Source organism: Burkholderia territorii, assembly GCF_001718335.1.
In the GTDB taxonomy this organism is placed as follows: domain Bacteria; phylum Pseudomonadota; class Gammaproteobacteria; order Burkholderiales; family Burkholderiaceae; genus Burkholderia; species Burkholderia territorii.
On record NZ_CP013365.1, the window covers coordinates 2,165,100 to 2,188,296 of the forward strand.

The 23,197-nt window shown below is 67.3% G+C and carries 19 protein-coding genes; 8 read left to right on the forward strand and 11 right to left on the reverse strand.

Going from position 1 to position 23,197, the window contains the following annotated elements:
• Window positions 1–38: 38 nt before the first annotated feature.
• Window positions 39–764: a site-2 protease family protein gene (locus tag WS51_RS09535; RefSeq protein ID WP_069229006.1), complete on the reverse strand. Its 726-nt coding sequence runs from the start codon at window positions 762–764 to the stop codon at window positions 39–41.
• Window positions 761–1,732, reverse strand: a complete 972-nt coding sequence (locus WS51_RS09540) for a DUF2167 domain-containing protein (protein WP_069229007.1) — start codon at window positions 1,730–1,732, stop codon at window positions 761–763. Before WS51_RS09540 ends, WS51_RS09535 begins: the two co-directional genes overlap by 4 nt.
• 254 nt (window positions 1,733–1,986) lie before the next feature.
• On the opposite strand from WS51_RS09540, the gene WS51_RS09545 reads away from it, so the two are divergent.
• Window positions 1,987–2,835, forward strand: coding sequence for a helix-turn-helix domain-containing protein (locus tag WS51_RS09545; RefSeq protein WP_059772875.1), 849 nt, complete (start codon window positions 1,987–1,989; stop codon window positions 2,833–2,835).
• Window positions 2,836–2,841: 6 nt separating this feature from the next.
• On the opposite strand, the gene WS51_RS09550 is transcribed toward WS51_RS09545, so the two are convergent.
• Window positions 2,842–3,468, reverse strand: a complete 627-nt coding sequence (locus WS51_RS09550; RefSeq protein ID WP_069229008.1) for a LysE family translocator — start codon at window positions 3,466–3,468, stop codon at window positions 2,842–2,844.
• Window positions 3,469–3,642: 174 nt separating this feature from the next.
• Here WS51_RS09550 and WS51_RS09555 point away from each other — a divergent pair, with 174 nt between their 5' ends.
• Entirely contained in the window at window positions 3,643–4,107 is a 465-nt protein-coding gene (locus WS51_RS09555; protein WP_081053177.1) for an Lrp/AsnC family transcriptional regulator, read from the forward strand.
• A 468-nt stretch (window positions 4,108–4,575) separates the two neighbouring features.
• Complete coding sequence (locus tag WS51_RS09560; RefSeq protein ID WP_059810208.1) at window positions 4,576–6,300, forward strand: YadA family autotransporter adhesin; 1,725 nt, start codon at window positions 4,576–4,578, stop codon at window positions 6,298–6,300.
• A 42-nt stretch (window positions 6,301–6,342) separates the two neighbouring features.
• On the opposite strand, the gene WS51_RS09565 is transcribed toward WS51_RS09560, so the two are convergent.
• From WS51_RS09565 to WS51_RS09590, 6 genes are read right to left on the reverse strand one after another with little or no spacing between them, the layout of a single operon-like run.
• Window positions 6,343–7,554, reverse strand: a complete 1,212-nt coding sequence (locus WS51_RS09565) for an acyl-CoA dehydrogenase family protein (RefSeq protein WP_069229009.1) — start codon at window positions 7,552–7,554, stop codon at window positions 6,343–6,345.
• On the reverse strand, window positions 7,551–8,408 hold the full coding sequence (locus WS51_RS09570) for a hypothetical protein (RefSeq protein ID WP_059501629.1): 858 nt from the start codon (window positions 8,406–8,408) through the stop codon (window positions 7,551–7,553). Before WS51_RS09570 ends, WS51_RS09565 begins: the two co-directional genes overlap by 4 nt.
• A 54-nt stretch (window positions 8,409–8,462) precedes the next feature.
• Window positions 8,463–9,119 (reverse strand): methionine ABC transporter permease, encoded by a 657-nt coding sequence (locus tag WS51_RS09575; RefSeq protein ID WP_027781522.1) that lies wholly within the window; start codon window positions 9,117–9,119, stop codon window positions 8,463–8,465.
• Complete coding sequence (locus tag WS51_RS09580) at window positions 9,112–10,299, reverse strand: methionine ABC transporter ATP-binding protein (RefSeq protein ID WP_059501627.1); 1,188 nt, start codon at window positions 10,297–10,299, stop codon at window positions 9,112–9,114. Before WS51_RS09580 ends, WS51_RS09575 begins: the two co-directional genes overlap by 8 nt.
• 18 nt (window positions 10,300–10,317) lie before the next feature.
• A complete protein-coding gene (locus WS51_RS09585; RefSeq protein WP_059501625.1) occupies window positions 10,318–11,733 on the reverse strand; it encodes an LLM class flavin-dependent oxidoreductase in 1,416 nt (471 codons plus the stop codon).
• Window positions 11,734–11,743: 10 nt separating this feature from the next.
• The gene (locus WS51_RS09590) at window positions 11,744–12,574 is read right to left on the reverse strand and encodes a MetQ/NlpA family ABC transporter substrate-binding protein (protein ID WP_059449050.1); all 831 of its coding nucleotides are present in this window, start codon (window positions 12,572–12,574) and stop codon (window positions 11,744–11,746) included.
• Between the two features lie 107 nt (window positions 12,575–12,681).
• Here WS51_RS09590 and WS51_RS32035 point away from each other — a divergent pair, with 107 nt between their 5' ends.
• The 5 genes from WS51_RS32035 to WS51_RS09610 all read left to right on the forward strand — a co-directional run bounded on the left by WS51_RS32035 (window position 12,682) and on the right by WS51_RS09610 (window position 18,247).
• Window positions 12,682–12,882, forward strand: coding sequence for a hypothetical protein (locus tag WS51_RS32035; RefSeq protein ID WP_155633828.1), 201 nt, complete (start codon window positions 12,682–12,684; stop codon window positions 12,880–12,882).
• Window positions 12,883–12,995: 113 nt separating this feature from the next.
• Window positions 12,996–14,360, forward strand: coding sequence for a 2-hydroxycarboxylate transporter family protein (locus WS51_RS09595; protein ID WP_059449049.1), 1,365 nt, complete (start codon window positions 12,996–12,998; stop codon window positions 14,358–14,360).
• 173 nt (window positions 14,361–14,533) lie between these two features.
• Window positions 14,534–16,456: a sensor histidine kinase gene (locus tag WS51_RS09600; protein ID WP_059543320.1), complete on the forward strand. Its 1,923-nt coding sequence runs from the start codon at window positions 14,534–14,536 to the stop codon at window positions 16,454–16,456.
• On the forward strand, window positions 16,446–17,810 hold the full coding sequence (locus tag WS51_RS09605) for a sigma-54-dependent transcriptional regulator (RefSeq protein WP_069229010.1): 1,365 nt from the start codon (window positions 16,446–16,448) through the stop codon (window positions 17,808–17,810). The genes WS51_RS09600 and WS51_RS09605 overlap by 11 nt, the downstream gene beginning before the upstream one ends.
• 125 nt (window positions 17,811–17,935) lie before the next feature.
• Entirely contained in the window at window positions 17,936–18,247 is a 312-nt protein-coding gene (locus tag WS51_RS09610; protein WP_069229011.1) for a DUF3579 domain-containing protein, read from the forward strand.
• 199 nt (window positions 18,248–18,446) lie between these two features.
• Here WS51_RS09610 and WS51_RS09615 read toward each other — a convergent pair whose 3' ends face one another.
• Window positions 18,447–20,168, reverse strand: a complete 1,722-nt coding sequence (locus WS51_RS09615; RefSeq protein ID WP_081333538.1) for a ShlB/FhaC/HecB family hemolysin secretion/activation protein — start codon at window positions 20,166–20,168, stop codon at window positions 18,447–18,449.
• A 188-nt stretch (window positions 20,169–20,356) separates the two neighbouring features.
• Window positions 20,357–22,987: a two-partner secretion domain-containing protein gene (locus WS51_RS09620; protein ID WP_069229013.1), complete on the reverse strand. Its 2,631-nt coding sequence runs from the start codon at window positions 22,985–22,987 to the stop codon at window positions 20,357–20,359.
• Between the last annotated feature and the right edge of the window lie 210 nt (window positions 22,988–23,197).

The following is a 23,197-nucleotide window of genomic DNA, read 5'->3' on the forward strand; positions in this document are numbered from 1 at the left end:
CGGCGGCCGCGCATCGGCGGCCGCCGTTTTCACGTCGCTCAGGCCGCCGAATGCGCGACGCGCAGCATGTCGTGCACGCCGGACGTCATCAGCGCGAGAAACGCGAGCAGGCCGACGTAGAACAGCGCGTAGGTGGTTTTCGTCTCGACCGACGTCGCGTAGTACGCACGGTTCTCCGGCGCGTCGGGATCGTAGCGCCACGCGCGCTTCAACTGCGGCAGCGCGAGGATCGCCATCACCATCAGCAGCGGGCTCGGCCGGTACGCGAACAGCGCGATCAGAACGGGCACGCCCGCGAACCAGATGCGCGGCGACAGCACCGCCGTGATGCGCCCGCCATCGAACGGCGACAGCGGAATCATGTTGAACAGGTTCAGGAAGAAGCCCGTGTAGGCGAGCGCGAGCAGCAGGTTGCTGTCGTAATGCCGCGCGGCCGCGTAGCAGGCCAGCGCGCCGAGCGTGCCGACGAACGGCCCCGCCAGCCCGACGTACGCTTCGGTTTCGGCATCGTGCGGCATCTCCTTCAGCTGGATCCATGCGCCGACGAACGGAATGAACGTCGGCAGCCCGACGTCGAGCCCGCGCCGCTGCGCGGCCACGTAGTGGCCGGCTTCGTGAACCAGCAGCAGCGCGACGAAGCCGGCCGCGAAGCGCCATCCGTAGAACAGCGCGTAGACCGCGATCGACGCCAGCATGGTGCCCGCCGACATAAGCACCTTGCCGAGCTTCAGGCCGCCGAAAACCAGCAACAGCAGCTTCGTCATTCCTTGCGCTCCGTGCCGGACACGGCGGCAGCGTCGGCTGCGTCGGTTGCATCGGCAACGACCGGCACGGCCGCCGGCTTCGGCTTGCGCCCGAAGAAGCGCTTCAGCGCCGCGCCGCCCGCCAGCAACGCGACCGCGCCGATCTTGAAGAACTTCACGGCGAACGCGCCGATCAGCGCGAGCAGCCCGAGCTTCTTCGCGCCGACGCCGACGATCAGTGCCGCGAGCCCGTACTCCGCGACGTGGTCGGTCGACTTGTTGAAATCGGCATAGCGCTTGCCGTCGTTGAAGCGGATGTTCGCGAGCAGCTCGTCGGCCGAGGGCTTGTATTTCGGCAGATCGGCGAGCGTCGACGCCATCGTCAGCGACAGGTAGCCGTCGCGGCCGAGCACGAGCGTCCGGTAGTTCACGCCGTCGCTTTGCGCGTTCGCCGCCGCGCCCTTGTCGCGGATGATCGCGGACCACACGAGCCGGTGCGTGGCGGCGTCGTACGCGGGCGCCTGCGCCCAGCCGACCACCTCGGTCTCCGGCAGCCCGCGTTCCTTGCGCGCCGGGTTGTTTGCCTCCGTGCCGGCCTGCAGGCTCTTCAGCAATTCGTCCGGTTTCCAGTCCTTCGCGTCGTCGTCGCGAATGTAGCCGCTCGGCTCGAACGACACGACCGAGATCCAGTCAGCGTCCGGGTCCGTGGGCAGCACGAGGCCGACCAGCTTCGATTCGTCGATCGAGTTGCCCATCGAGCGCAGGTAGCGGCCGGCTTCGGCGGCCGGCACGAACGACTCGCCGTCCTTCAGCTTCAGGACGGCTTCGTGCTTGACGTCGATATCGGCCGGCCCGTTCACGACGACCTTGTTGGCGGCCGCGGCGGCGGCCCTCATTTCGACCTGCGCGGCTTCGGTCTGCGCATGGCCGCTGGTTGCGGCGAGCGCGAGCATCGCCATGCAGGCGACGCGGACGGCGAATTTTTTCATTGTTGGATTCCCCTGGAATGCCTTGTTGTAAATGTGCGCGGCATCCGGCCGGGCGCCGTGGTCGCGGGCCGATGTCGCCTCTCAGGTGGCACGGGAGCTATGGTAACGCAGCGTCAGCGCACATCCGGGAACGGAATGCGGAGGCGCAACGGGGCCTCGGGCGGCGGCAGGCGGCGGCGCGAATGCGCGCCGATCCGGAATGCTTACCTCGCAGGTAATGCCCGATGCGCGCGGGATTGCCTATCATCCTCGTCATGAACTCGACCGCCACCCTTCAATCGCTCCCTCCGTCCGCCGGCCGCGTGTCCGGCATCGGCTCGCTGCTGCGCACCTGGCGTCAACGCCGGCGGCTGAGCCAGATGGCCCTCGCCCTGGAGGCGGAGGTGTCCGCGCGACACCTGAGCTTCGTCGAATCCGGGCGCGCGCAGCCGAGCCGGGAGATGGTGCTGCATCTCGCCGAGCGCCTCGACGTGCCGCTGCGCGAGCGCAATGCGCTGCTCGTCGCGGCCGGCTATGCGCCGCTGTTTCGCGAACGTCCCTTCTCCGATCCGCAGCTCGATGCGGCACGGCACGCGGTCGAAGCCGTGCTGCGCGGCCACGAACCTTACCCGGCACTCGCGGTGGATCGTCACTGGACGCTGCTCGCGGCGAACCGGATGCTCGGCGCGCTCGTCAAGCAGGCCGATCCGGCGCTCTTGCAGCCGCCCGTCAACGTGCTGCGCCTGAGCCTGCATCCTGACGGCCTCGCGCCGCAGATCGTCAACTGGCACGAATGGCGCGCGCATATCCTGCATCGGCTGCAACGACAGATCGACGCGAGCGGCGATCGCACGCTGCATGCGCTGCGCGACGAGCTCGCCGCCTATCCGGCACCTGCCGGCCAGCCCGACGACACGCACGCACGAGCCGACTACGCGGACATCGCGGTGCCGCTGCGGCTGCGCACGGCCGCCGGCGAACTGACGTTCTTCAGCACGACGACCGTGTTCGGCACGCCGGTGGACGTCACGCTGTCGGAACTCGCGATCGAGGCGTTTTTCCCGGCGAACCCGGAAACGGTGGACGCGATGCGCACGCTGGCGGAGACGATGCCGGCTCAGTGAGCATCGTCAACGCCGCTCGAACGCCAGCTTCACGCCCAGCCCGAGAAGCACCGCGCCGCTCACCCGGTGCATGCGGGTCAGGATGCGCGGATTGCGCCGGATCGACGTCGACAGCAGGCCGGCGAACAACGCGACCGGCCCCTTGACGAGAAACGTCAGGCCGGCAAACGTCGTGCCGAGCACGAACAACGACAGCATCGGATGCGTGGCGCCCGCAGGAACGAACTGCGGCAGAAACGCGAGATAGAACAGCGCGACCTTCGGATTCGACACGTTGGACAGCGCGCCTTGCGCGAACGTGCGCAAGCCGGACGCCGGCGCGTCGCGACCGCTCGCGAGCGTCAGCTCGCCGGACGAACGCAGCAACGTGATGCCAAGGTACAGCAGGTACAGCGCGCCGATCATCTTCAATGCAGTGAACAGCCATTCGGACGCCTGAAGAAGTGCGCCGAGGCCGAGCGTCGCGAGCATCGTATGCACGAGCAAGCCGACGCTGACACCCGCCGCGGTCACGAGGCCCGCCCGCGTGCCGCCGGACAGCGTGCGCGATATCACGAGCACCATGTCCTGGCCCGGCGTCAGAATGATCAGAATGGAGGTGGCCATGAACGGCAACCAGGCTACGTGCGGCATCGGAATTCTCCTGAAAGCGACGACGGGGCGGACGGGCGGGAATCGCGCGCGCCTGCGACGCCGGGCAGTCGTCCGATTATCGGCAACCTGCCGTGGAGAATGGCTGCGAAGTCGGCTATTTTCGATGCTTGATTTGGAGTTATTCTCCAATCTTCATCACGTTGGTAGTCAAAAATGCCAATCAAGCTGGATGCCATCGATCGGCGCATCTTGCGTGCGCTGCAACGAAACTCGAATCAGACGAATGCCCAACTCGCCGAGGAGGTGGGCCTCTCGCCCACGCCTTGCCTGCGCCGCGTTCACCTGCTCGAGGAACAGGGCGTCATCGACGCGTACGTCGCGCTGCTGAACCCGGCGGCCGTCGAGCTGCGATTCACGGCATTCGTGCGCGTCACGCTGGAGCGTCAGGACAAGACGACCGTCGAACGCTTCGCGCGCGAGATGGAGCAAGCGCCCGAGGTGCTCGAATGCCATCTGATGGCCGGCAGCTACGACTATCTGCTGCGCGTCATCGCGAAGGATCTGGACGACTACCAGCGCTTTCAGATGGAAACGCTCACGCAGATCGAAGGCGTACGCAACGTCGAAACCGAGATTCCGCTGAAGCGCATCAAGCAGACGGTGCGGCTGCCGATCTAGGCAAGCGGTTGAGCACGCGGAAATGGCTGGCGCCCGCCCGGCGGGCAAATCCGCGCCTGTCCTGACCGCGCCCGGCGAACGTCACGCGCCCGCGTGAGCCAGCCGCACCGCATTCCCGTCTCCGCATCGTGCGCGTCGCCGCCCGAATTTCCCCCGAAACATAGCGTTCAGCCGCCGCGGCAAACATGGACGCGGCCGAGGCCAATCACAATGCGTCGTCGCGGCCCGAGCTTCGGATTTCGAAGTGCGGATGTGGCCGCGATCGAAGTACGTAGTCGCGATTCGTGCGCGGTTGCCGCCGATTCGAAGTCGACGATCGTTCAATTTGATTAGTACAGCTTTCATTTTGTCGACGAACCGGCAACACCCGTCACAAAACGGACACGAACGATTCGATCCGATCGACAAATCCTTCACGGACCGCGCCAAACACAACACGTCTTTCACATCGAGCCTGGGAACAACGAGATGAAGATTCAACGAGGGTTGGGACAGTCGGCGCAACGCGCCCCGAAGAAGTCGAACTCGGCGCTTGCCGTCGCGATCGGCGCCGCCATGATCGCATTCGCGGCCTCCGCGCCGGCGCGGGCCGACTATGTGCAGAACGGCACGTCCACCGACACGTCGGGCGGCTGCGTCGGCAACATCGCGATCTCGGGGAGCGGCACGTATCCGGCGAACGCAACGGGTTGCGACAACGTGGCGATCGGCACCGCAGCGGTGGCGAACTCCGGTTCGTCGACCGGCGCCTACAGCGAAACCGTCGCGATCGGCCGCATGGCGGCCGCGACCGGCACCCAGGCCACCGCGCTGGGCGGTAATGCCACCGCGACCGGCGATCACGCGACAGCGGTCGGCGCACTGTCGGGCGCGGTCGGTACGCAGGCGACGGCAGTCGGCGACAGCGCGGTAGCGAACGGCGCGACCGCGTCGGCGTTCGGTCAGGGCGCATTCGCCGTCGACCAGTCCACTGCCGTCGGGCAAGGCGCGAGCGCGACCGCGACATTTTCGACGGCCGTCGGCAAGGGCAGCATCGCGGCCGGCGGTACCGCGCTCGGCTTCCAGGCGAATGCCGGCGCGGGCGACGCCGTCGCACTCGGCATCGACAGCTCGGCGTCCGCGATCGGCAGCGTCGCCATCGCCCGTGCGACGGCCTCCGCCGTGAATGCGGTCGCCATCGGCGAAGGTGCGAGCGCCGCCGACGCGAATTCCGTTGCATTGGGCTCGAACGCAGCCACGCGCGCGTTCACGACCGTCAGCAGCGTGACGCTCAACGGCGTCAGCTACAGCGGCTTCGCGGGTACGCCAGTCGGCGTGGTCAGCGTCGGCAGCGCGGGGGCCGAGCGGCAGATCGTGAACGTCGCGGCGGGTGCCATCAGCGCGACCAGCACCGACGCCGTGAACGGTTCGCAACTGTTCTCGATTGCGAACCAGGTGTCGACACTGACCGCGGACCTCGCATCGCTGACGACCACCGTCGGCAAGATATCGTCGAGCGTTCCGAGCGGCACGGTGACGGACCCGACGGACACCGCGATCGGCACGAACACGTCGGTCACCGCAACCAACGGCACTGCGGTGGGCAACGGCTCGAACGTGTCGGGCGACAACGGTACGGCGGTCGGTGTGAACGCGACCGTCACCGCGACGAACGGCACGGCCATCGGCACGAACTCGAAAGTCACCGCCGCGAACGGCACCGCGATCGGCACCGGTTCGAACGTGTCCGGCACGGACTCCACCGCGATCGGCACGAACAGCCGCGCGAGCGCCAACAATGCCGTCGCGTTGGGCGCGAACTCGGTTGCGGATCGCGACAATACCGTGTCGATCGGCGCACCCGGCGCCGAGCGCCAGCTGACCAACGTTGCCGACGGCACCGCACCGACGGACGGCGTCAACGTGCGTCAGCTGAACGGTGCGATCAATTCGGTTCGCGAGGAAATGTCGAAGTACCGCAAGGATGCGGATGCGGGCACGGCGAGCGCGATTGCGATGGCGAACCTGCCGCAGGCCGTTCTGCCGGGCGAGAAAGTCGTGGCGCTCGGCGGCGGCACGTACGGCGGCCAAAGCGCGATGGCGGTCGGCTTGTCGGTCGCGACGACGAAGTGGCTCGTCAAAGGCTCGATCACGACAGCGGTGTCGGGCCACGGCTCTTTCGGCGCGGGGGCCGGTGTCGGCTATCGCTGGTAAGCGACACCGGGCTGCGTAGCGTCGGCGGACGGTTTGCCGACGCTACGTATACAGCGACGCCTGCGGCAGCTCCCCCGTCAACGCGAACCGGCCGACGTCGCGCAGCCGGTAGTCGAGCGGATCGTGCAGCGTATGCGTGCGCGCGTTGCGCCAGAAGCGGTCGAGGCCGAGCGATGCGGCCGTCGCGCGCGCGCCGCACGCGTCGAACAGCGCCTCGCCGTTGTCGAGCGCCGCGCGCTGCGCGACGACTTTCGCCTCCGACACCGCGAGCGCCGCTTCGGCGCGTTCGTCGGCGGTCAGCGCGTCGCGACGCGCCCATGCGCGCTGCAACGCGGCTGCCGCGCGATCGGCGAGCGACGCTGCCGCCACCGCCTGCACACGCATGTCGCCGAAGCGCTGCAGCGTATAGGGATCGTCGCTCGCTTGCGCAACGCCCGAGTTGATCCACGGCCGGCCGTGCGCCAGCACGTAGTCACGCGCCTCGGCCAGCGCGCCTTCCGCGAGCCCGACGAACAGGTTCGTCAGCACGAGTTGCGAGACCAGCGTGCGCAGCGTCGCGCGCGGCGTTGGCGGCGTTTCGGAACGGTGCAGCACTTCATCGGGCGCGAGCACGGCGCCGTGGAAGCGCACGCTGCCGCTATCGGTCTGCCGCTGGCCGATCGGGTCCCAGTCCGTGTCGACCGCGATCCCGTCGCGATCGGTCGGCACGACGCCGAACACGGCACGACCGGTTTCCGGATCGTGCGCGGACACGGTCATCCGCTGCGAGCCGCGCGTGCCCGAGCAGAAGCCCTTCACGCCGTCGAGGCGATAGCCGCCGTCCGCCGTTGCGGTTGCCACGAGCCGCGTGTCGAGCGGGTTGACCGCATTGCCCCACCACCAGCGATGCTCGACCGTGCCGCGCAGATAGCGTTCGCGCTGCGCTGCGCTGCCCCATACATCGACGCTCACCACCTGCAGCGCCTGGAACCCGACCAGATGCGCAAGCGCGCTGTCGACGCGCGCGATGCGCCGGATCGTGTCGTAGATCGTCGGCCACGCGGCTTCCTGTCCACCGAACTCGCGTGGCACCGCGAGCGTCAGCAGTCCCGCATCGGCGAGCCACCGCTTTTCGTCCGCCGCGTGGCCGCCCGCGCGGTCGCGCTCGGCGGCCGTCGCCCGCAGTGCGTCGATCGCGCGCGCCAGCGCGTCGGTGTCGATCGCGCCCGCGCCGGGATCCGGCGCAAGCGTCGCCGGCCTGCGCGGGTCGTTCATGCGACGGCGCCCTCCGAAACGGTTTCGCGCGCAACGACTTCGTGCGACAGCGGCACCAGCGCATCGAGCCGCCGACCGGTCAGCCGCGACAGGATCTCGCGCCGCCAGTCGTCGTAGATCGCGCGGTATTCGGCGATATCCGCGTCGAACACGTGCGCGGTATGCGCGTACTCGTCGTGCAGATAGCCGTCGAGCCGTGCCTGCGTTTCCTCGTCGGCCGCGATCACGCGGTCGATCAGTGCGTCGCGCTCGGCGGCCGGCAGCGCATTCAACGTGTCGAACCACCACTGGACGATCTGCACGCGATGCCATTCCTCGTCCGGTCGAATCCGGTTCTCGCCATGCTCGCGCATCGCGCCGTCGGCGATGCGGCCGGTCTTGCGCTGGATCCACAGCTTCGCGAGGATGTGCAGCTCGTAATGCCATTCGAATGCGAGAAAGCCCGCGACGTCGCGCACCGCGATATCGCCGATGCGTTCCCAGTGCGCGGCAACGAGCCGCTCGACTTCGGGCAGCGGATCGCGGCCCGTCAGTTCGGTCACGCGCTCGCGACCGATCACGGCGTGCGCGCCGTCGTCGCCGAGCTGGCGCGACAGGATCAGCTGGAAATGCGGATCGTCGCGGAACAGCGTGTCGATCGCCTTCGCGACAACCTGCACGATGAACAGGTCGTGCGACGCCATCTTCGTGTAGTAGTCGGCGACCGCGGCCAGTTCGTGTTCACCACGCGGCTCGCGCGGCGGTGTCGCCAGCTTGTCCGGGAAGCCTGGACGATGGCGTCGCGCGACGTCCAGAAACAGCGCTTCTTCGAATTGTCCGTTCCATTCGCGCGGGGCGCCGGTAGGTAGGGTCATGGGTATCGTTCTCTCAGGGTCTTCAATGAAAGGAGCCGGCGCTCGTGGCGCCGCTCAGGTACGCCGGGTCACGCGTCGGACCAGGCGGTCGCCCGTGATTTGCACGGCCGAAACGAGTGCGATCAGGATCACGATCACGGTCGCCATGACCGTGGTGTCGAAGCGCTGGTAGCCGTAGCGGATCGCGAGATCGCCGAGCCCGCCCGCGCCGACGGCACCCGCCATCGCGGTCGAGCCGATCAGTGCGACGACGGTAATCGTGAAGCCGCCGAGCATGCCCGGCAGCGCCTCGGGCAGCAGCACGTGCCATACGATGTGACGGCGTTTCGCGCCCATCGCGAGCGCGGCCTCGATCAACCCGCGATCGACTTCGCGCAAGCTCACCTCCGCAATGCGCGCGAAGAACGGAATCGCGGCGATCGACAGCGGCACGACGGCCGCCCACACGCCGATGGTCGTTCCGATCAACACACGCGTGAACGGCAGCAGCGCGACGAGCAGGATGATGAACGGCGTCGAGCGAAACACGTTGACGAGCGCGCCGAGCACCGCGTTCACGCCGCGCCGCGCGTAGATGCCGCCGGGCGCGGTCGTCACGAGGATCACCGCGAGCGGGATGCCGATCAGCGCGGCAATCGCGGCCGACGCGGCGACCATCGACAGCGTGTCGCGGATCGCGTCGAGCAATTCGGGCCACCAGAGTTCAAACATAGCCGAGCACCTCCGCGTGGTTCGCGTGGCGGCGTGCGCGTTCGAGCAGTGCCGCGACCGCGCCGCCGCGTGTCGGCGATTGGCCGGCGTCATCCGCGCGCGGCGCTGCCGCGATCACGAGACGCCCCTGCGCATGCCCCTGGATCCGCTCGATCCCGCCGTGCAGGAAGCGCACCGAACCGCCGAGCGCAGCCGCGAGCGCGCCGACATCGGGCTCGCCGCCGCTCTCGCCCGTATAACGGACGTCGAGCACGACCTGCGCGCCGGCCGGCAGCGCGGCCAGCTCGGGCAACGGGTGCACGCGCGCGGCCAGTTCGGCCGGCAAGTCATGCACGAGCGTGCTGAGCAGTGCGCGCGTCGCGCCGTGACGCGGATCGCCGAACACGCGCCACACCGGGCCCGTTTCGACGACCTCGCCCTGCTCGATCACCGCAACCGTGTCGCACACCGCCCGGATCACTTCCATCTCGTGCGTGATCAGCACGATGGTGAGCCCGAGGCGGCGATTGATGTCGGCGAGCAGCGCGAGGATCGATTGCGTCGTCTCGGGATCGAGCGCCGATGTCGCCTCGTCGCACAACAACACCTCCGGATCGTGCACCAGCGCCCGCGCGATGCCCACGCGCTGCTTCTGGCCGCCCGACAGGCTCGCCGGATACGCGTCGCGCTTCGCCGCGAGCCCGACAAGTTCGAGCAACGCATCGACCTTGCGCGCGCGCTCGGCTTTCGGCACGCCCGCGATCTTCAGCGGCAGCGCGACGTTCTCGAACACCGTCTTCGCCGACAGCAGGTTGAAATGCTGGAACACCATCCCGGTACGGCGGCGCAATGCGACGAGTCCGTCCTCGTCGAGTGCACCGACGTCGATGTCGTGCACGCGCACGCTGCCCGAACTCGGCCGCTCGAGCCCGTTGACGAGCCGCAGCAGGGTCGACTTGCCCGCACCGCTGCGGCCGATGATGCCGAATACCTCGCCGCGCCGGACCTCGAGCGTCACGTCGCGCAGCGCGACGGCCTGGCCGCGCGGCGTCGGGAAAACCTTGCCGACGTGCGCGAACGACACGGCGGCGCCGTCGGTGCCTGCACGCGCTTCATCATGCGTCGCATGTGCGTGCGCGCCTGCGCCGGCCCGCACGGCCGAGGCCTCGATGAATCCCAGCGTATCGAACAATTGCGTCATCGTTTCGCTCCGTCACGTTCATGCATGCGCGGGATGCGCGGGCTCCGTCACCGGCGCGGCGGCCGGCCGATGCTGCGCGCCCGTGTGCCAGGCCGGCAGCCGCGCGCCCGCGCCGAACAGTTTCTCCCGCAGCGTCGGCGCCGGATCGTAGTCTTCCTTGTAGATGCCGCGGTTCTGCAGTTCCGGCACGACCCAGTCGACGAAATCCTCGAACGACTCGGGCATCACGGTGCGCGTGAGGTTGAAGCCGTCGATGCCCGTCTCGTCGATCCACGACTGCAGTTCGTCCGCGACCTGCGACGGCGAGCCGACGATCGGCGCATAGCGCCCACCGAGCGACATCTGTTCGAGCATCCGGCGCACGGTCCAGGTGCCGCTCGTGCTCTTCTTCGAAATCGCGTCGACGGCCGACTGGATCGAATCGGTCTTCACGTATGAAATCGGTTCGTCGAGGCCGTACTTCGCGAAGTCGATGCCGGTCGAGCTCGCGAAATGCGCGAGGCCCGCTTCCGGGCTCGCGTAGCGCCGGTATTCGTCGAATTTTTCGCGCGCGAGAAGTTCGGTCTCGGCGGTCACGACGCTCACGCCCGCAAAAATCCTGATCGATGCGGGATCGCGCCCCTGCCGTGCAGCGGCCGCGCGAATGTCGAGCGCGGCCGCGCGCGCGGCGGCCTTGCTCTGGCCGTTCACGAACACGCACTCCGCATGCCGCCCCGCGAACTCGACGCCGCGCGCGGACGAACCGGCCTGGTACAGCACCGGCGTGCGCTGCGGCGACGGCTCGCTCAGGTGGATCGCGTCCACCGAGTAGAACGGGCCGTCGTGCTTCACGCGGCGCACCTTGCCCGGCTGCGCGAACACGCGGGCCTGCGCGTCGCGGATCACCGCGTCGTCGTCCCAGCTCTGTTCCCACAGCTTGTAGACGACGTCCATGTAGTCGTCCGCGCGTTCGTAGCGGTCGTCGTGGCCGATCTGTTTCGCGAGGCCCATCCCGCGCGCGGCGCTGTCCAGATAGCCGGTCACGATGTTCCAGCCGATGCGCCCCTTCGTCAGGTGGTCGAGCGTCGACATGCGGCGCGCGAACAGGTAAGGCGGCTCGTAGGTCAGGTTCGCGGTCACGCCGAAGCCGAGATGTTGCGTGACCTGCGCCATCGCGGGCACGAGCAGCAGCGGATCGTTGACGGGCACCTGCACCGATTCGCGCAGCGCGGCATCCGGGCCGCCGCCGAACACGTCGTATACGCCGACGATGTCCGCGAGAAAGATTCCGTCGAACTTGCCGCGTTCGAGCGTCCTCGCGAGATCGGCCCAGTAGTCGAGATCGGTGTAGTGCGCGGAACGGTCGCGCGGATGCGTCCACAGCCCGTGGTTGATGTGCCCGACGCAGTTCATGTTGAACGCGTTGAGCAGGATCTTCTTGCGGTTCGTCGTCATGTCGCCTCCGTCACCACGCGATCGCGTACAGCGAGCCGAACGCGTTATCGAGCGCCCGGCGCACCGCCGGCGAGTGCTGGTAGATCGCGATGAACTTGCGGATGCGCGCGTCGTTCACGCTCTCCGGCCGCACGACCCACTGGATCGCGAAGTTCTTGTTCTCGGTGCCGTCGAACAGCAGTGCGCTGTTCGGGTCCGTCGTGCCGGCGAGCTTGATGAAGCTCGGGTAGCCCTGCGCGAGATCGACGTCGTCGAGCGAGCGGGCGAGCTGCGATGCCTCGAGCGGGATGATCTTCAGGTGCTTCGGATTGGACACGATGTCGTGCGTCGTCGCACGATAGTCGGCGCCCGGCTTCAGCGTGATGAGCCCCGCGCGCTGCAGCAGCAACAGCCCGCGCCCGCCGTTCACGGGATCGTTCGCGATCGCGACGCGCGCGCCGTCTTTCAACTCGTCGAAGCGCTTCACCTTTTTCGAATAGAGGCCGATCTTCATGATCGTGCCGGGCGCGATCGATACGAAGTCGTAGCCGCCCTGCTTCTTCGCGTTCTCGAGAAACGGAATGTGCTGGAAGTAGTTGACGTCGATGTCCTTGTTCGCCAGCGCCGCGTTCGGCGTATTCCAGTCGGTGAACTCGACGATACGCACGTCGAGGCCCTGCGCCTTCGCCTCCTTCGCGGCGATCTTCAGCGCATCGATCTGCGGGCTCGTCGAAATGCCGACCTTCAGCGGCGCGGTGTCGGCGCGTGCGCCGTTCAGCATCACGACGCCGAGCAACGCGGCGGCGAGCAGGCGGGCCACGCGGCCGGAGGAAAAGCGGGCGGAAAAAACGGCATGCAGCATGGGAACCACTCTCCTGTCCAAAGACGGTATCGACGGATGAGCGACGCCGCGGCGAACGCGCGGGCGTTCTCCGGACGGTCGTCGTCGCATCGGAAAAGGATCAGCCGATGATAGAGAGCGGCAGGAAAGCGGTCTACGAAGCGATTGTGCGAAGAAAATCGCGCGCAGCGATATGGCGCGCGATCCGCCGGGGCGGCGGCCCGGCCGGCCAGTTGGCCGAAATCTCGGCCTGGCTGGCCGGCGAATTCCGAAATCTCGGCCAACCTGTGGCGGCCACCCTTTCCGCAGACGAAACAAATCCCTTATGAATCAATGCATTGAAAATATTCCGGCAGGCCGGAATTCTGGCACGGGGGTTGCGTAACAGACGGCACACGATGCCGCGAAGCCATGCAGGCATTCCAACATCCGGAGACACGTCTTGCAGACCTCAATTCCTACCCAAACCCGTCCCGAGCCGATTGCCGAAGCCGGTCCCGCCACGCGCGAGCGCTTCTGGCCCGAAGGCTGGTGGAAGCTGATGGAAATCCGCATCGGCATCATCCCGCTGCCGGTCTACGTGATCCTGTTCGCGCTGATTGTCGGCTTCGCGGTGACGGGCAAGGTGCCCGGCGAAATCTCGATGGCGATCGCCGTGCTCGCGTTCTTCGGCTTCACCTGCGCCGAGCTCGGCAAGCGCCTGCCGCTGTTGCGCAACATCGGCGCGGCCGCGATCTTCGCGACCTTCGTGCCGTCGGCGCTCACCTACTATCACGTGCTGCCGAAGCCGGTGCTGAACCTCACCGTCGAGTTCACGAAGTCGACGAACTTCCTGTACCTGTTCATCGCATCGATCATCGTCGGCAGCATCCTGAGCATGGACCGGCGCGTGCTGATCCAGGGCTTCGTGAAGATTTTCATTCCGCTCGCCGCCGGTTCGGTCGCCGCCGCGATCGTCGGCACGGCGGTCGGCACCGCGCTCGGCCTCGGCGCGCGCCACACGCTCCTTTACATCGTCGTGCCGATCATGGCGGGCGGCGTCGGTGAAGGTGCGATTCCGCTGTCAATCGGCTATTCGGAACTGATGCATCTGCCGCAAGGCGAGATGTTCGCGATGGTCCTGCCGCCGGTGATGCTCGGCAGCCTGACCGCGATCATCCTGTCGGGCGCGCTCGACATGCTCGGCAAGCGCCTGCCGCACCTGACCGGCAACGGCCGCCTTCAGGTCGGCGAAAGCGGCGACATGACGCCGGAAAGCGAGGAAATCCGCGGCCACGTCGACGTCACGCACATCGCGGGCGCCGGCATCACGGCGATCACGCTGTATCTCGTCGGCCTGATGGCGCACAAGCTGTTCGGCCTGCCCGCGCCGGTCGCGATGCTGTTCCTCGCGGTGCTGGTGAAACTCGCGCGCGCAGTGTCGCCGCCGCTGCAGGAAGGCGCGTTCGTCGTCTACAAGTTCTTCTCGACCGCCGTCACGTATCCGCTGCTGTTCGCGATCGGCGTCGCGATGACGCCGTGGGACAAGCTGACCGCCGCCTTCACGATCGTCAACGTCGTCACGATCGTGTCGACCGTCGCGACGCTGATGGGCACGGGTTTCGTGGTCGGCCGCCTGCTGAAGATGTACCCTATCGACACCGCAATCGTGAACGCCTGCCACAGCGGGCAAGGCGGCACCGGCGACGTCGCGATCCTGACCGCCGCGAACCGGATGCAGCTGATGCCGTTCGCGCAGATCGCGACGCGCATCGGCGGCGCGATCGTCGTCACGGTGACGCTGATCCTCGTCGCGCACTTCGGTTGACACGCCGCTGCGCGCACCGTCGCGCAGGCTGCTTCGCACGCGCCGCCGCCGGCCTTGCCGGCGCGCGGCGCGTGTCGTTGCGGAGGGCCGGTTGCGGACGGCCGGTTGCGGACGGCCGGTTGCGGACGGCCGGTTGCGGACGACCGGTTGCGGACGACCGGTAGCGGGCTTCGATGAGGGCGAACGTGCAGAAAAGCTTCAAGGGAATCCCGTGGTGGGGATGGGCGTCGGCCGCCGTGCTGTACGTCGGCGTGGCGGGCGCGGCCGTCGATTTCGCGTGGGAGCGTGCGATCGATGCGCTCGAGGAAACCGGCGCGCATCGGCTCGACCTGTACGCGTCGAGCCTGAAGAGCGAACTCGGCCGCTTCGAGATCCTGCCCGGACTCGTCGCCCGCCAGGACGGCGTGCGCGCGCTGCTGCGGGCCGCGCCGCAAGACCGGCCCGCGCTCGCGCATTCCGTCAACACGTATCTCGAAGCCGTGAACCGCGATGCGGGCAGCGGCGCCGTCGACGTCATCGATCTGCACGGCGAAGTGATTGCCGCCAGCAACTGGAACGAGACGATCAGCTTCGTCGGCACCAACGTGTCGTACCGCCCTTACTTCAAGGACGCTTTGGCACACGGCAGCGGCCGCTTCTTCGGCATCGGCACGAACACCGGCGTGCCGGGCGTCTACTTCGCGAGCGCGGTGCGCGACGACGGCGTGCCGATCGGCGCGGCCGCCGTGAAGATCAGCGTCGATTCGCTGGAATCCGCGTGGCGCGCGCCGGGTGTCGCCGCGATGGTGGTCGACGGCAACGGCGTGGTCGTGATCTCGACCGAGCCCGCGTGGAAGTTCACCGCGCTGCGCCCGATCACCGCACAGCAGCAGCGCGACATCCAGGCATCGCGGCAATACGCGGGGCGCACGGTGGACGTGCTGCCGTACCGCCATATCGGCGACCGCAGCGCCGCCGCATGGTTCGGCACGTTTCCGGATCCTCGCCACGCCGGCCGCAACACGCGCTATCTGGTGATGTCGCGCCCCGCGCCGCAGGCCGGCGATTCGTTGATGGTGCTGCTCGACATCGCCGGCGCGCGGCGTCAGCAGCAGACGGCGTTCGCGTTCGTCACCGGCGCGTTCCTGATCGTCGCGCTGCTGGTCGGCTATGCGATCCAGCGCCGGCGGGCGATCCTTGCGCGGCTGAACGCGCAAGACGCGCTGCGCCGCGCGAACGACCAGCTCGAGCTGACCGTCGCGCAGCGCACGGCCGCACTGACGGCCGCGAACGAGCGGATGCAGCGTGAGATCGTCGAACGCGAACGCACCGAGCAGCGGCTGCGCGATTCGCAGCAGGAAGTCGTGCACGCGGGCAAGCTCGCGGTGCTCGGGCAGATGGCGGCCGGTCTCACGCACGAGTTGAACCAGCCGCTCGTCGCGATCCGCACGCTGTGCGACAACGCGCGTACGTTCTTCGAGCGCGGGCAGCCCGCGCCGGCGTATGCGAACCTCGAACGGATCGGCAAGCTCGTGGACAGCATGGCCGTGCTCACCGGCGAATTGAAGACGTTCGCGCGCAAGCCCGACGTCGAGCGCGTCGCCGTGTCGCTGAACGAAGCCGTCGCGCATGCGCGGCTCATCTACGATGCGCGGATCCGCGACGAAGGCGTGCAGCTCGACGTGAACATCGCGCCGGGCACGACGGTATCCGCCGAATCGAGCCAGTTGCAGCAGGTGATCGTGAACCTGCTCGGCAACGCGCTCGACGCGGTGCACGACGCGCCCGTGCGGCGCATCGTCATCGAGGCCGTCGAAGTCGTGGAAATGAAGGATGCGAAGGATGCGGACGATGCACCCACTGCCGGCCGCGTGCGTTTCACCGTCGCCGACAGCGGCGCCGGCATCGCGCCCGACGTGCTGCCGCATCTGTTCGAGCCGTTCGTCACGACCAAGCCGCGCGGCCAGGGGCTCGGGCTCGGCCTCGCGATCACGTCGCGCATCGTCGAAGCCTTCGGCGCGAAGATTACCGCGACGAACCGCGACACGGGCGGCGCGCAGTTCACCATCGAATTCGCGGCGGCGACGCCGCAACAAAGGACAGAGCATGGAAGATGAAATTCGCGTGCTGGTCGTCGAGGACGATGAAAACGTCCGCATCGGCGTCGAGCAGGCCGTCGCGCTCGCCGGGTTCCCGGTCGACGCGTTCGCGTCGGCGGCGGACGCGCTCGCGCACGTCGCGCCCGGCGCACCCGTCGTGATCGTGTCGGACGTACGGATGCCGGGCATCGACGGGCTGCAGCTGCTCGAACGCGTGATGGCCGTCGACGCGCAGGTTCCCGTCGTGCTGATCAGCGGTCACGCCGACATTTCGACGGCCGTCGGCGCGATGCACGACGGTGCGTACGACTTCATCGAGAAGCCGTTTTCGTCGGACGTGATCGCGGGGCGCGTCGCGCGCGCGGTCGAGAAGCGCCGGCTGACGCTCGAAGTGCAAGGGCTGCGTGCCGCACTCGACAACTGGCAGGGCATCGAGGCGCTCGTGCTCGGCAAGTCGCCGGCGATGGCCGATGTGCGCAAGAAGATCCTGCGCCTCGCCGATACGTCGGTGTCGGTGCTGATCACCGGCGAGACGGGCACCGGCAAGGAGTTGATCGCGCGCAGCCTGCACGACTTCGGCGGCCGGCGCGACGCGCATTTCGTCGCGCTGAATTGCGGCGGTCTGCCCGAGCAGGTATTCGAGAGCGAGTTGTTCGGTCACGAGGCCGGCGCGTTCACGGGTGCGATCAAGAAGCGCATCGGCAAGATCGAATGGGCACATGGCGGCACGCTGTTTCTCGACGAAATCGAAACGATGCCGATTCCGCTGCAGGTGAAGATGCTGCGCGTGCTGCAGGAACGCGTGGTCGAACGGCTCGGCGCGAACGAGTTGATTCCGGTCGATTGCCGCGTCGTTGCCGCGTCGAAGGCCGATCTTGCCGAACTGGCCGCCGACGGGCGTTTTCGCGCGGACTTGCTGTATCGGCTCAACGTCGCGCAGATCGAGTTGCCGCCGCTGCGCGAGCGGCGCGAGGACGTGCCGCTGCTGTTCGAGCACTTCGTGCTCGCGGCCGCGCGGCGCTTCGGGCAGCCGGCACCGGTCGTCACCGCTGCGCAGGTGTCCGAACTGATGACGCACGCATGGCCCGGCAACGTGCGCGAACTGCAGAACGTGGCCGATCGCTTCGTGCTCGGCCTGACCGGCGACAGCCTGCTGTCATCGGGCGGCGAACCGGCGGCGGGCGGCACGCTTGCCGAGCAGATGGCGTATTTCGAGCGGATGCTGATCGAGGACATGCTGCGGCGTCACAACGGTAACGTTGCGGACGCAAGCGTCGCGCTCGGCATGCCGAAGAAGACGCTCTATCACAAGCTGCGCAATCTGCGGATTCCTGCGCGCGGCGATGCGGGGGCTGACGGAAGCGAGACATGACGCGTGCGGCATCGGCGTCACGCGCGTGCCGGCCGTGCGGCAGAGTCGTCATCGCTGCCGCACGCGGATCGAGATCGAACGCAGCGTGAAACCGCGGCTGATACGCGAACGAGGATAGTACAGGGATGGATCGCATCAACAAAACCGAAGGATGCCGGATCGACGGCTTCCTCATCAGGGGAATCACGCACGCGCACAAGACGTTCAGGCCAAGCGACTGGCCCGAACGGCTCGCGGGTGTCATCACGTTGTTCGTCGGCGAAAAGCGGCCAAGCTGCCGGAGTGCGCTGACGCGACTCGCAACGCCTGTCGTCGTCGACGGCGCCAAGTGCCTGGTCGTGTCGTGCGAGTTGCAGGACGTATGCCCCGACGCATTCGAATTCGCAATGCAGTTCGCGCGCGACAACGACCTGCCGGTGGATGCGCGTCGTTACTGAAACGTCACGCTGAAATTCGCATCCGCCGCTACCGTGCCGGCGCGCAACGCCCCGCCCGTCCGCACGTAATACGTCTGCAACGGTAAGACCACGGTGCCGCCCACTGGCGTTCCGATCGAGAACGTTTCGTTCCCGCCAAAAGGTATATCCGTGTTGGCTTTCCAATGACCAGCAACGCGAACCACGGGGCTGCGGACGATCAGAGGCGAATCACACCACTGATCCATGTCATAGCCTTGGGCGGGCTGCCCGGGCCGCCCGTCGTCCGCATCGCGTAAGAGAGGCTGACGGTTGCGCGCTTGCCGATCGCGTATTCGATGCCGGCACCGGCGCCGGCCAGCGTCAACGCGAGCTTGCGCCTGGAGAATTTCTGGACGGTGGCGTGCGCGTGATCATAAAACACGCTGACGCCAAGTCCCGGAACCAGGGGCACGCCCGCATGCACCGTGGCCGACGCGATGTAGCCGGAATCGGCGCTGAACATGTCGTTGTCGTAGGCACGCACCGCATACGGACCGCCGAGCGACATTTTTTCGGAGCCGTCGAGATTGCGGGTCATCTGTTGTGCATTGAGCGAGAGATGCACGCGCGTGCGTGCGGACAGTCGCTGATGAAAGTCGAATTGCTGGGTCGTCTTGACGTAGCGGCCACGCGTGCCGGCGCCATTCCAGTCATCTTCGTTCGTCAGGCTGCCGCCGGTGACGCCTACGCGATAAGAGACGATGTTCTGCTTTCCTGACCACGCGCCGTATCGCGAACCAGACAGTTGAACGGTCAGCGCACGTGCGCTGCGCGGATTGTCGACGTCGAGCGTCCGGTCGGACAGCCTTTTGAATTCGGCTGTCGTTTCGACGTCAAGCGTATGGCGCGACGTTCGCAACAGCGGGAATGTGCCGTACACGCTGAACAGCGTTGCATGACCACCGGTGCCGCTGTCGCGATACTGCTCGCCGCCGACGGTATAGTCGACACGGGTGAGCGCCGCGCCCAGCCGCATGCCGCGCGAACCGACGGGAGCGTCGTAGGAGAGGCGCCCGACTATCGTGTTGCCGCCGTCGCTGTCGTGACCACGCTGCAGGAAGTCGGGCGAGAAAAACGCGATGCCCTGAAGACGATCGCCCAACCCCAACGGGCTGTTGATGCCGAGCTGGGCGCCGATCCGGTTGCGGCCGGTGGTGCGCTGACCGGAATTGTCTGCGACGATTGCACCGGTCAGCCGCTCGCCGGCTTCGACGTCGATCGACATGGCCGTGCCGCCCGACAGTCGGCCGGGCGCCAGCTCCGGCGTAATCGTCCCGACGCCCGGCAAGTCGCCGAGGCGGCCGAACTGGTCCTGCATCCGTCGCACGTCGCCATCGCGATCGAGGCCCGCGCCGAGATAGCGCTCGATGACCGAATCGCGCACCAGCGAGCGGTTTTGCCTCAGTGTTGCTGATTCGAGCTTGCCTTGCATGACGGCGATATGCACGACGTCATCGACGATATCCTGCTCGGGCAGGTAAGCATACGAAAGCGATTCACCGTGATCGAGCAACACGCGCGTGACGTCGATTGCGACGTCGCGCAGTTGCGCGAATGTCATCGTGCGCTCGCGGTAGGGCGCGACCACGGCGTCCACCGCCTCTCGCACGCGTTCCGGGACATCGTCCACGACGATGCGTGCGACGTGCAGCCGGATCGCGTCGTTCGTGTCCGGCGTGTCCTCGGGAGGCCGGCGCTCGATAAGCGGCACATCGGCGCGGTGCGGATCGTCCTGCAGCGACGGAACCGGATGGTTGCGCAGGATCGAGCCGGTGGAGGGCAGCGCGCCGTGCACGTCGCCCGCCTGCGCAGGCAACGGACCGGCGTGGGCGACGAATGGCTGGAGGGCGGCGCACGACAACGCGCCGAGCGTGACTGCGCGAAAGCTTGGGGCGGACATGAGGAACCGGAAGAGCCGCGGTGCATCGAGGTCGAACGGGATCGACGCGCCACGGCATGCAGTGTTGGAACAAGAGAAGCGCCCGGCGGAAGCCGGGCGCTCGCATAGAACGGATCGCGCCAGCGCGGTGCCGCGTCGGAATCTGCGAACCTCAGGCGCGACCCGTCATGCGGACATCGCGTTGATGCTTACGCCTCGTCCGCCAGGCGGATCTGCGCGGACGGTGCCGGATACGTGACCCGAACCACGCCGTCACGGCTGTAAACCGCGCCGAGGGTCGGAGCGGTGTCCGCCGAGACCGAGACGTCGCCCGTGGCGTAAATGCTCAGACGATTCGGGCCGCTGCCGACGGCCGTGACGCTCTTGCCGTGGAGGCTGCTCGAACCGCCTTGCGCCCACAGGCCTCCCGTGAAGCGAATGTCGCCGTCGCTCGTGACACGAAGGTCGCCGCCGGAATGCGCGGCAACGAGGTCGACACTGTGCACGCCATGGACCGAAATGCCGCCCCAGCCGATGATCACCGGAGCGGGTTGCCCGGAATCGCGAGCCGCCACAACTTCGCCGCCTCGCACACTCACCGCACCGTTCGCCACGAGCGGACCCGAATAGCGGACGCGTCCGTCGCTGTTGAGCGTCAGTGCGCCTCGAGTCGCCTCCGCGCGGCGCACGCTCAAGCCGCCCTTGCCATCCAGCGTCGCGTCGCGTTGCGCGACGACCGATGCGACGTCGAGTTGCTCGCCTGCGGCGAGCGCCACCGACTGGCCACTGACGTTGCCGAGCGTAGCGTTGCCCTTCGCGGCGACACGCACGTCATTGGCGCTGGAGATGCGTGCACGCGCCGAAAGATCTCGTGTATCGCCGTCACGAACGACGGCGGCAGTGACGTTTCGGCCGCTGATGTCCACCGGGCCGCGGATAGACAGGTCGTTGCCGATTTGCACATCACCGTCGCTCGCGAGCGTCAGGGACGACGCATTCGTCTGCCCGGCATCGACACCGCGCGCTCCGTCGATCGATGCACCGGATTTCGCGTCGAGACGCGCGTATGCGGCCTTGCCATCCGTCGACTGCAACGCGACGCCGTTCCCCGACACATTGCCGAAGGATGCATCGCCGCGCGCCACCACATCGACGTTGCCGCTGGCGTCGAGCGTATCCGCGACGAGTTTCCCCGCGCTGCGCAGCGTCAGGTCGCCGCGCGATTTCGCGCGCCCGATCTCCGTGTCGCCGGCCAGCGACAGACGCGCGCCATTCGCGTCGATGTCGACGTGCTTCAGCGTGTGCGTGCCGCGAGAGAAGTCGATCTGGCCACCGGAGAGGCTGGCCGCCTTGGCGCTCAAAGCCGCGCGATCGGTGGTTTGCGCGCGGACGTACCCGTCGACGTCAAGCCGTGACGCGCCAACGACGCCGTCCAGCGTGATGTCATTGGCAGCGAGCGACACGCTATCCGCTTGCGTCGTGCCGCCCAGCTTGATCGAATTGCCCCACACGGTGAGCTGCTTGCCGTTGAAGCCACTGCTCAGGTCGACATCCGCGGTGCCCGCCAACGACAAGGCGGACGCATTGACGGCGCCGAGCGCGGACACCGTGCCTTGCGACAAGATCCACAGATTCTGCTCGCCTGCCGCCTTGAGGAAGCCGCTGCTGACGGACCCCTTGCCGCCGGCCAGCGTCGACATGGCCTCGGCGTCGGGCGCGCGGTTCAGCACATAGCCGGCTTGGGCATTTTGAGCGCTCAGCATGATCGCGTCGGCCGCGAAGGTCGGCAGCCCCGCGTTTTCCGCGGCCGTCAGCACGTTGTCGGCAACGATATCGATGAAGCCTGCCTTGAGGGTCGCGTCGCCGAACGTCACGTGTCCGGCCGCCCCCGCTTGCGGGCGCGTATGCAGCTTGATCGAATCCTGTCCGCCTGCCGTGTCGAGGCGCGCGCCATCCGCGATCCGGATGCCTTGTGCCGAAACCTCGATCGAGCGCTCCGGGCCGTTCGCGTCGGAGCTGGTCAGCCGCATGTCTCCGCCCGCCGTCACCGTGCCGTTGCCCTCGCTCGCAATGCGGATCCCGCGCAGTTGCCCCATGCCACCGGCCTCGATCTTGCCGGTCTGGTTCACGACGGCACGCGTGAGAGCATCACGCGCCCACGCGCTGAGCATCACGTCGCCATTGTCGCTGACGATCATCCCGCCGTTTTCGACCAGCGCCTGCAGGCTTCCGCGCGTGAGCTTCACCTGCAGCCCGTTGCCGACGAACGAGAGCGACACGCCGTCGGCCGCCGCGAGCGCGACGCTGCCGCGCTGGCTGTGAATCGTGCCGCGGTTCTCGACGTGCTGACCGAGCAACGCGACGGATTCGCTGGCGTCGATTCGCCCTTCGTTGACGACCTTGGCCTGCGTGTTTCCGGAAAAGTTGAGGCGTCCGGCGAGGAAATCGCTGTCCGACACGTTCAGCGACGAAGCGACCAGGCTGCCGACGTTGACCTTCGCCTGGTTGCCGATCAGGATGCCGTTCGGGTTCACGATGAACACGCGGCCCGATGCGTTCAGCGCGCCGAGAATCTGCGTCGGGTCGGCTCCGATGACGCGGTTCAGCACGGCGGCGGTTTTGCCCGGTTGTGCGAAGTTCAGCGTCTCGTGCGCCGCGATGTTCATGTCACCCCAGAGGACCACCATCTTCTCGGTCTTCTGATTGACGGTGGTGACGGCACCGTCTTTGACGATCGAACCGTTACCGAACTGGATGGCACCTGCGCCGACTGCAAGCGCCTGTTGGGCGGCCAGCAGCGACGTTGCGAGCACGATGGGACGCAGGAAGAAACCTGGCATCGCGTGTTGTTTTTTCAAGTTTGATCTCCTCACGATGAGAAATGCTGCCTTGCTATCGGAAGTGACGAAGGCGTTTGCATTATCCTGAGGGCACCGATTTTTACTATAAGACTGATACTAAAAGCGCTGTGGACCGGGTGATAAATCTGCTGCCTGCGATTTTCCTGACATCGGTTCCGCCACGAACATGCCACGGCTCAGATCGACCAC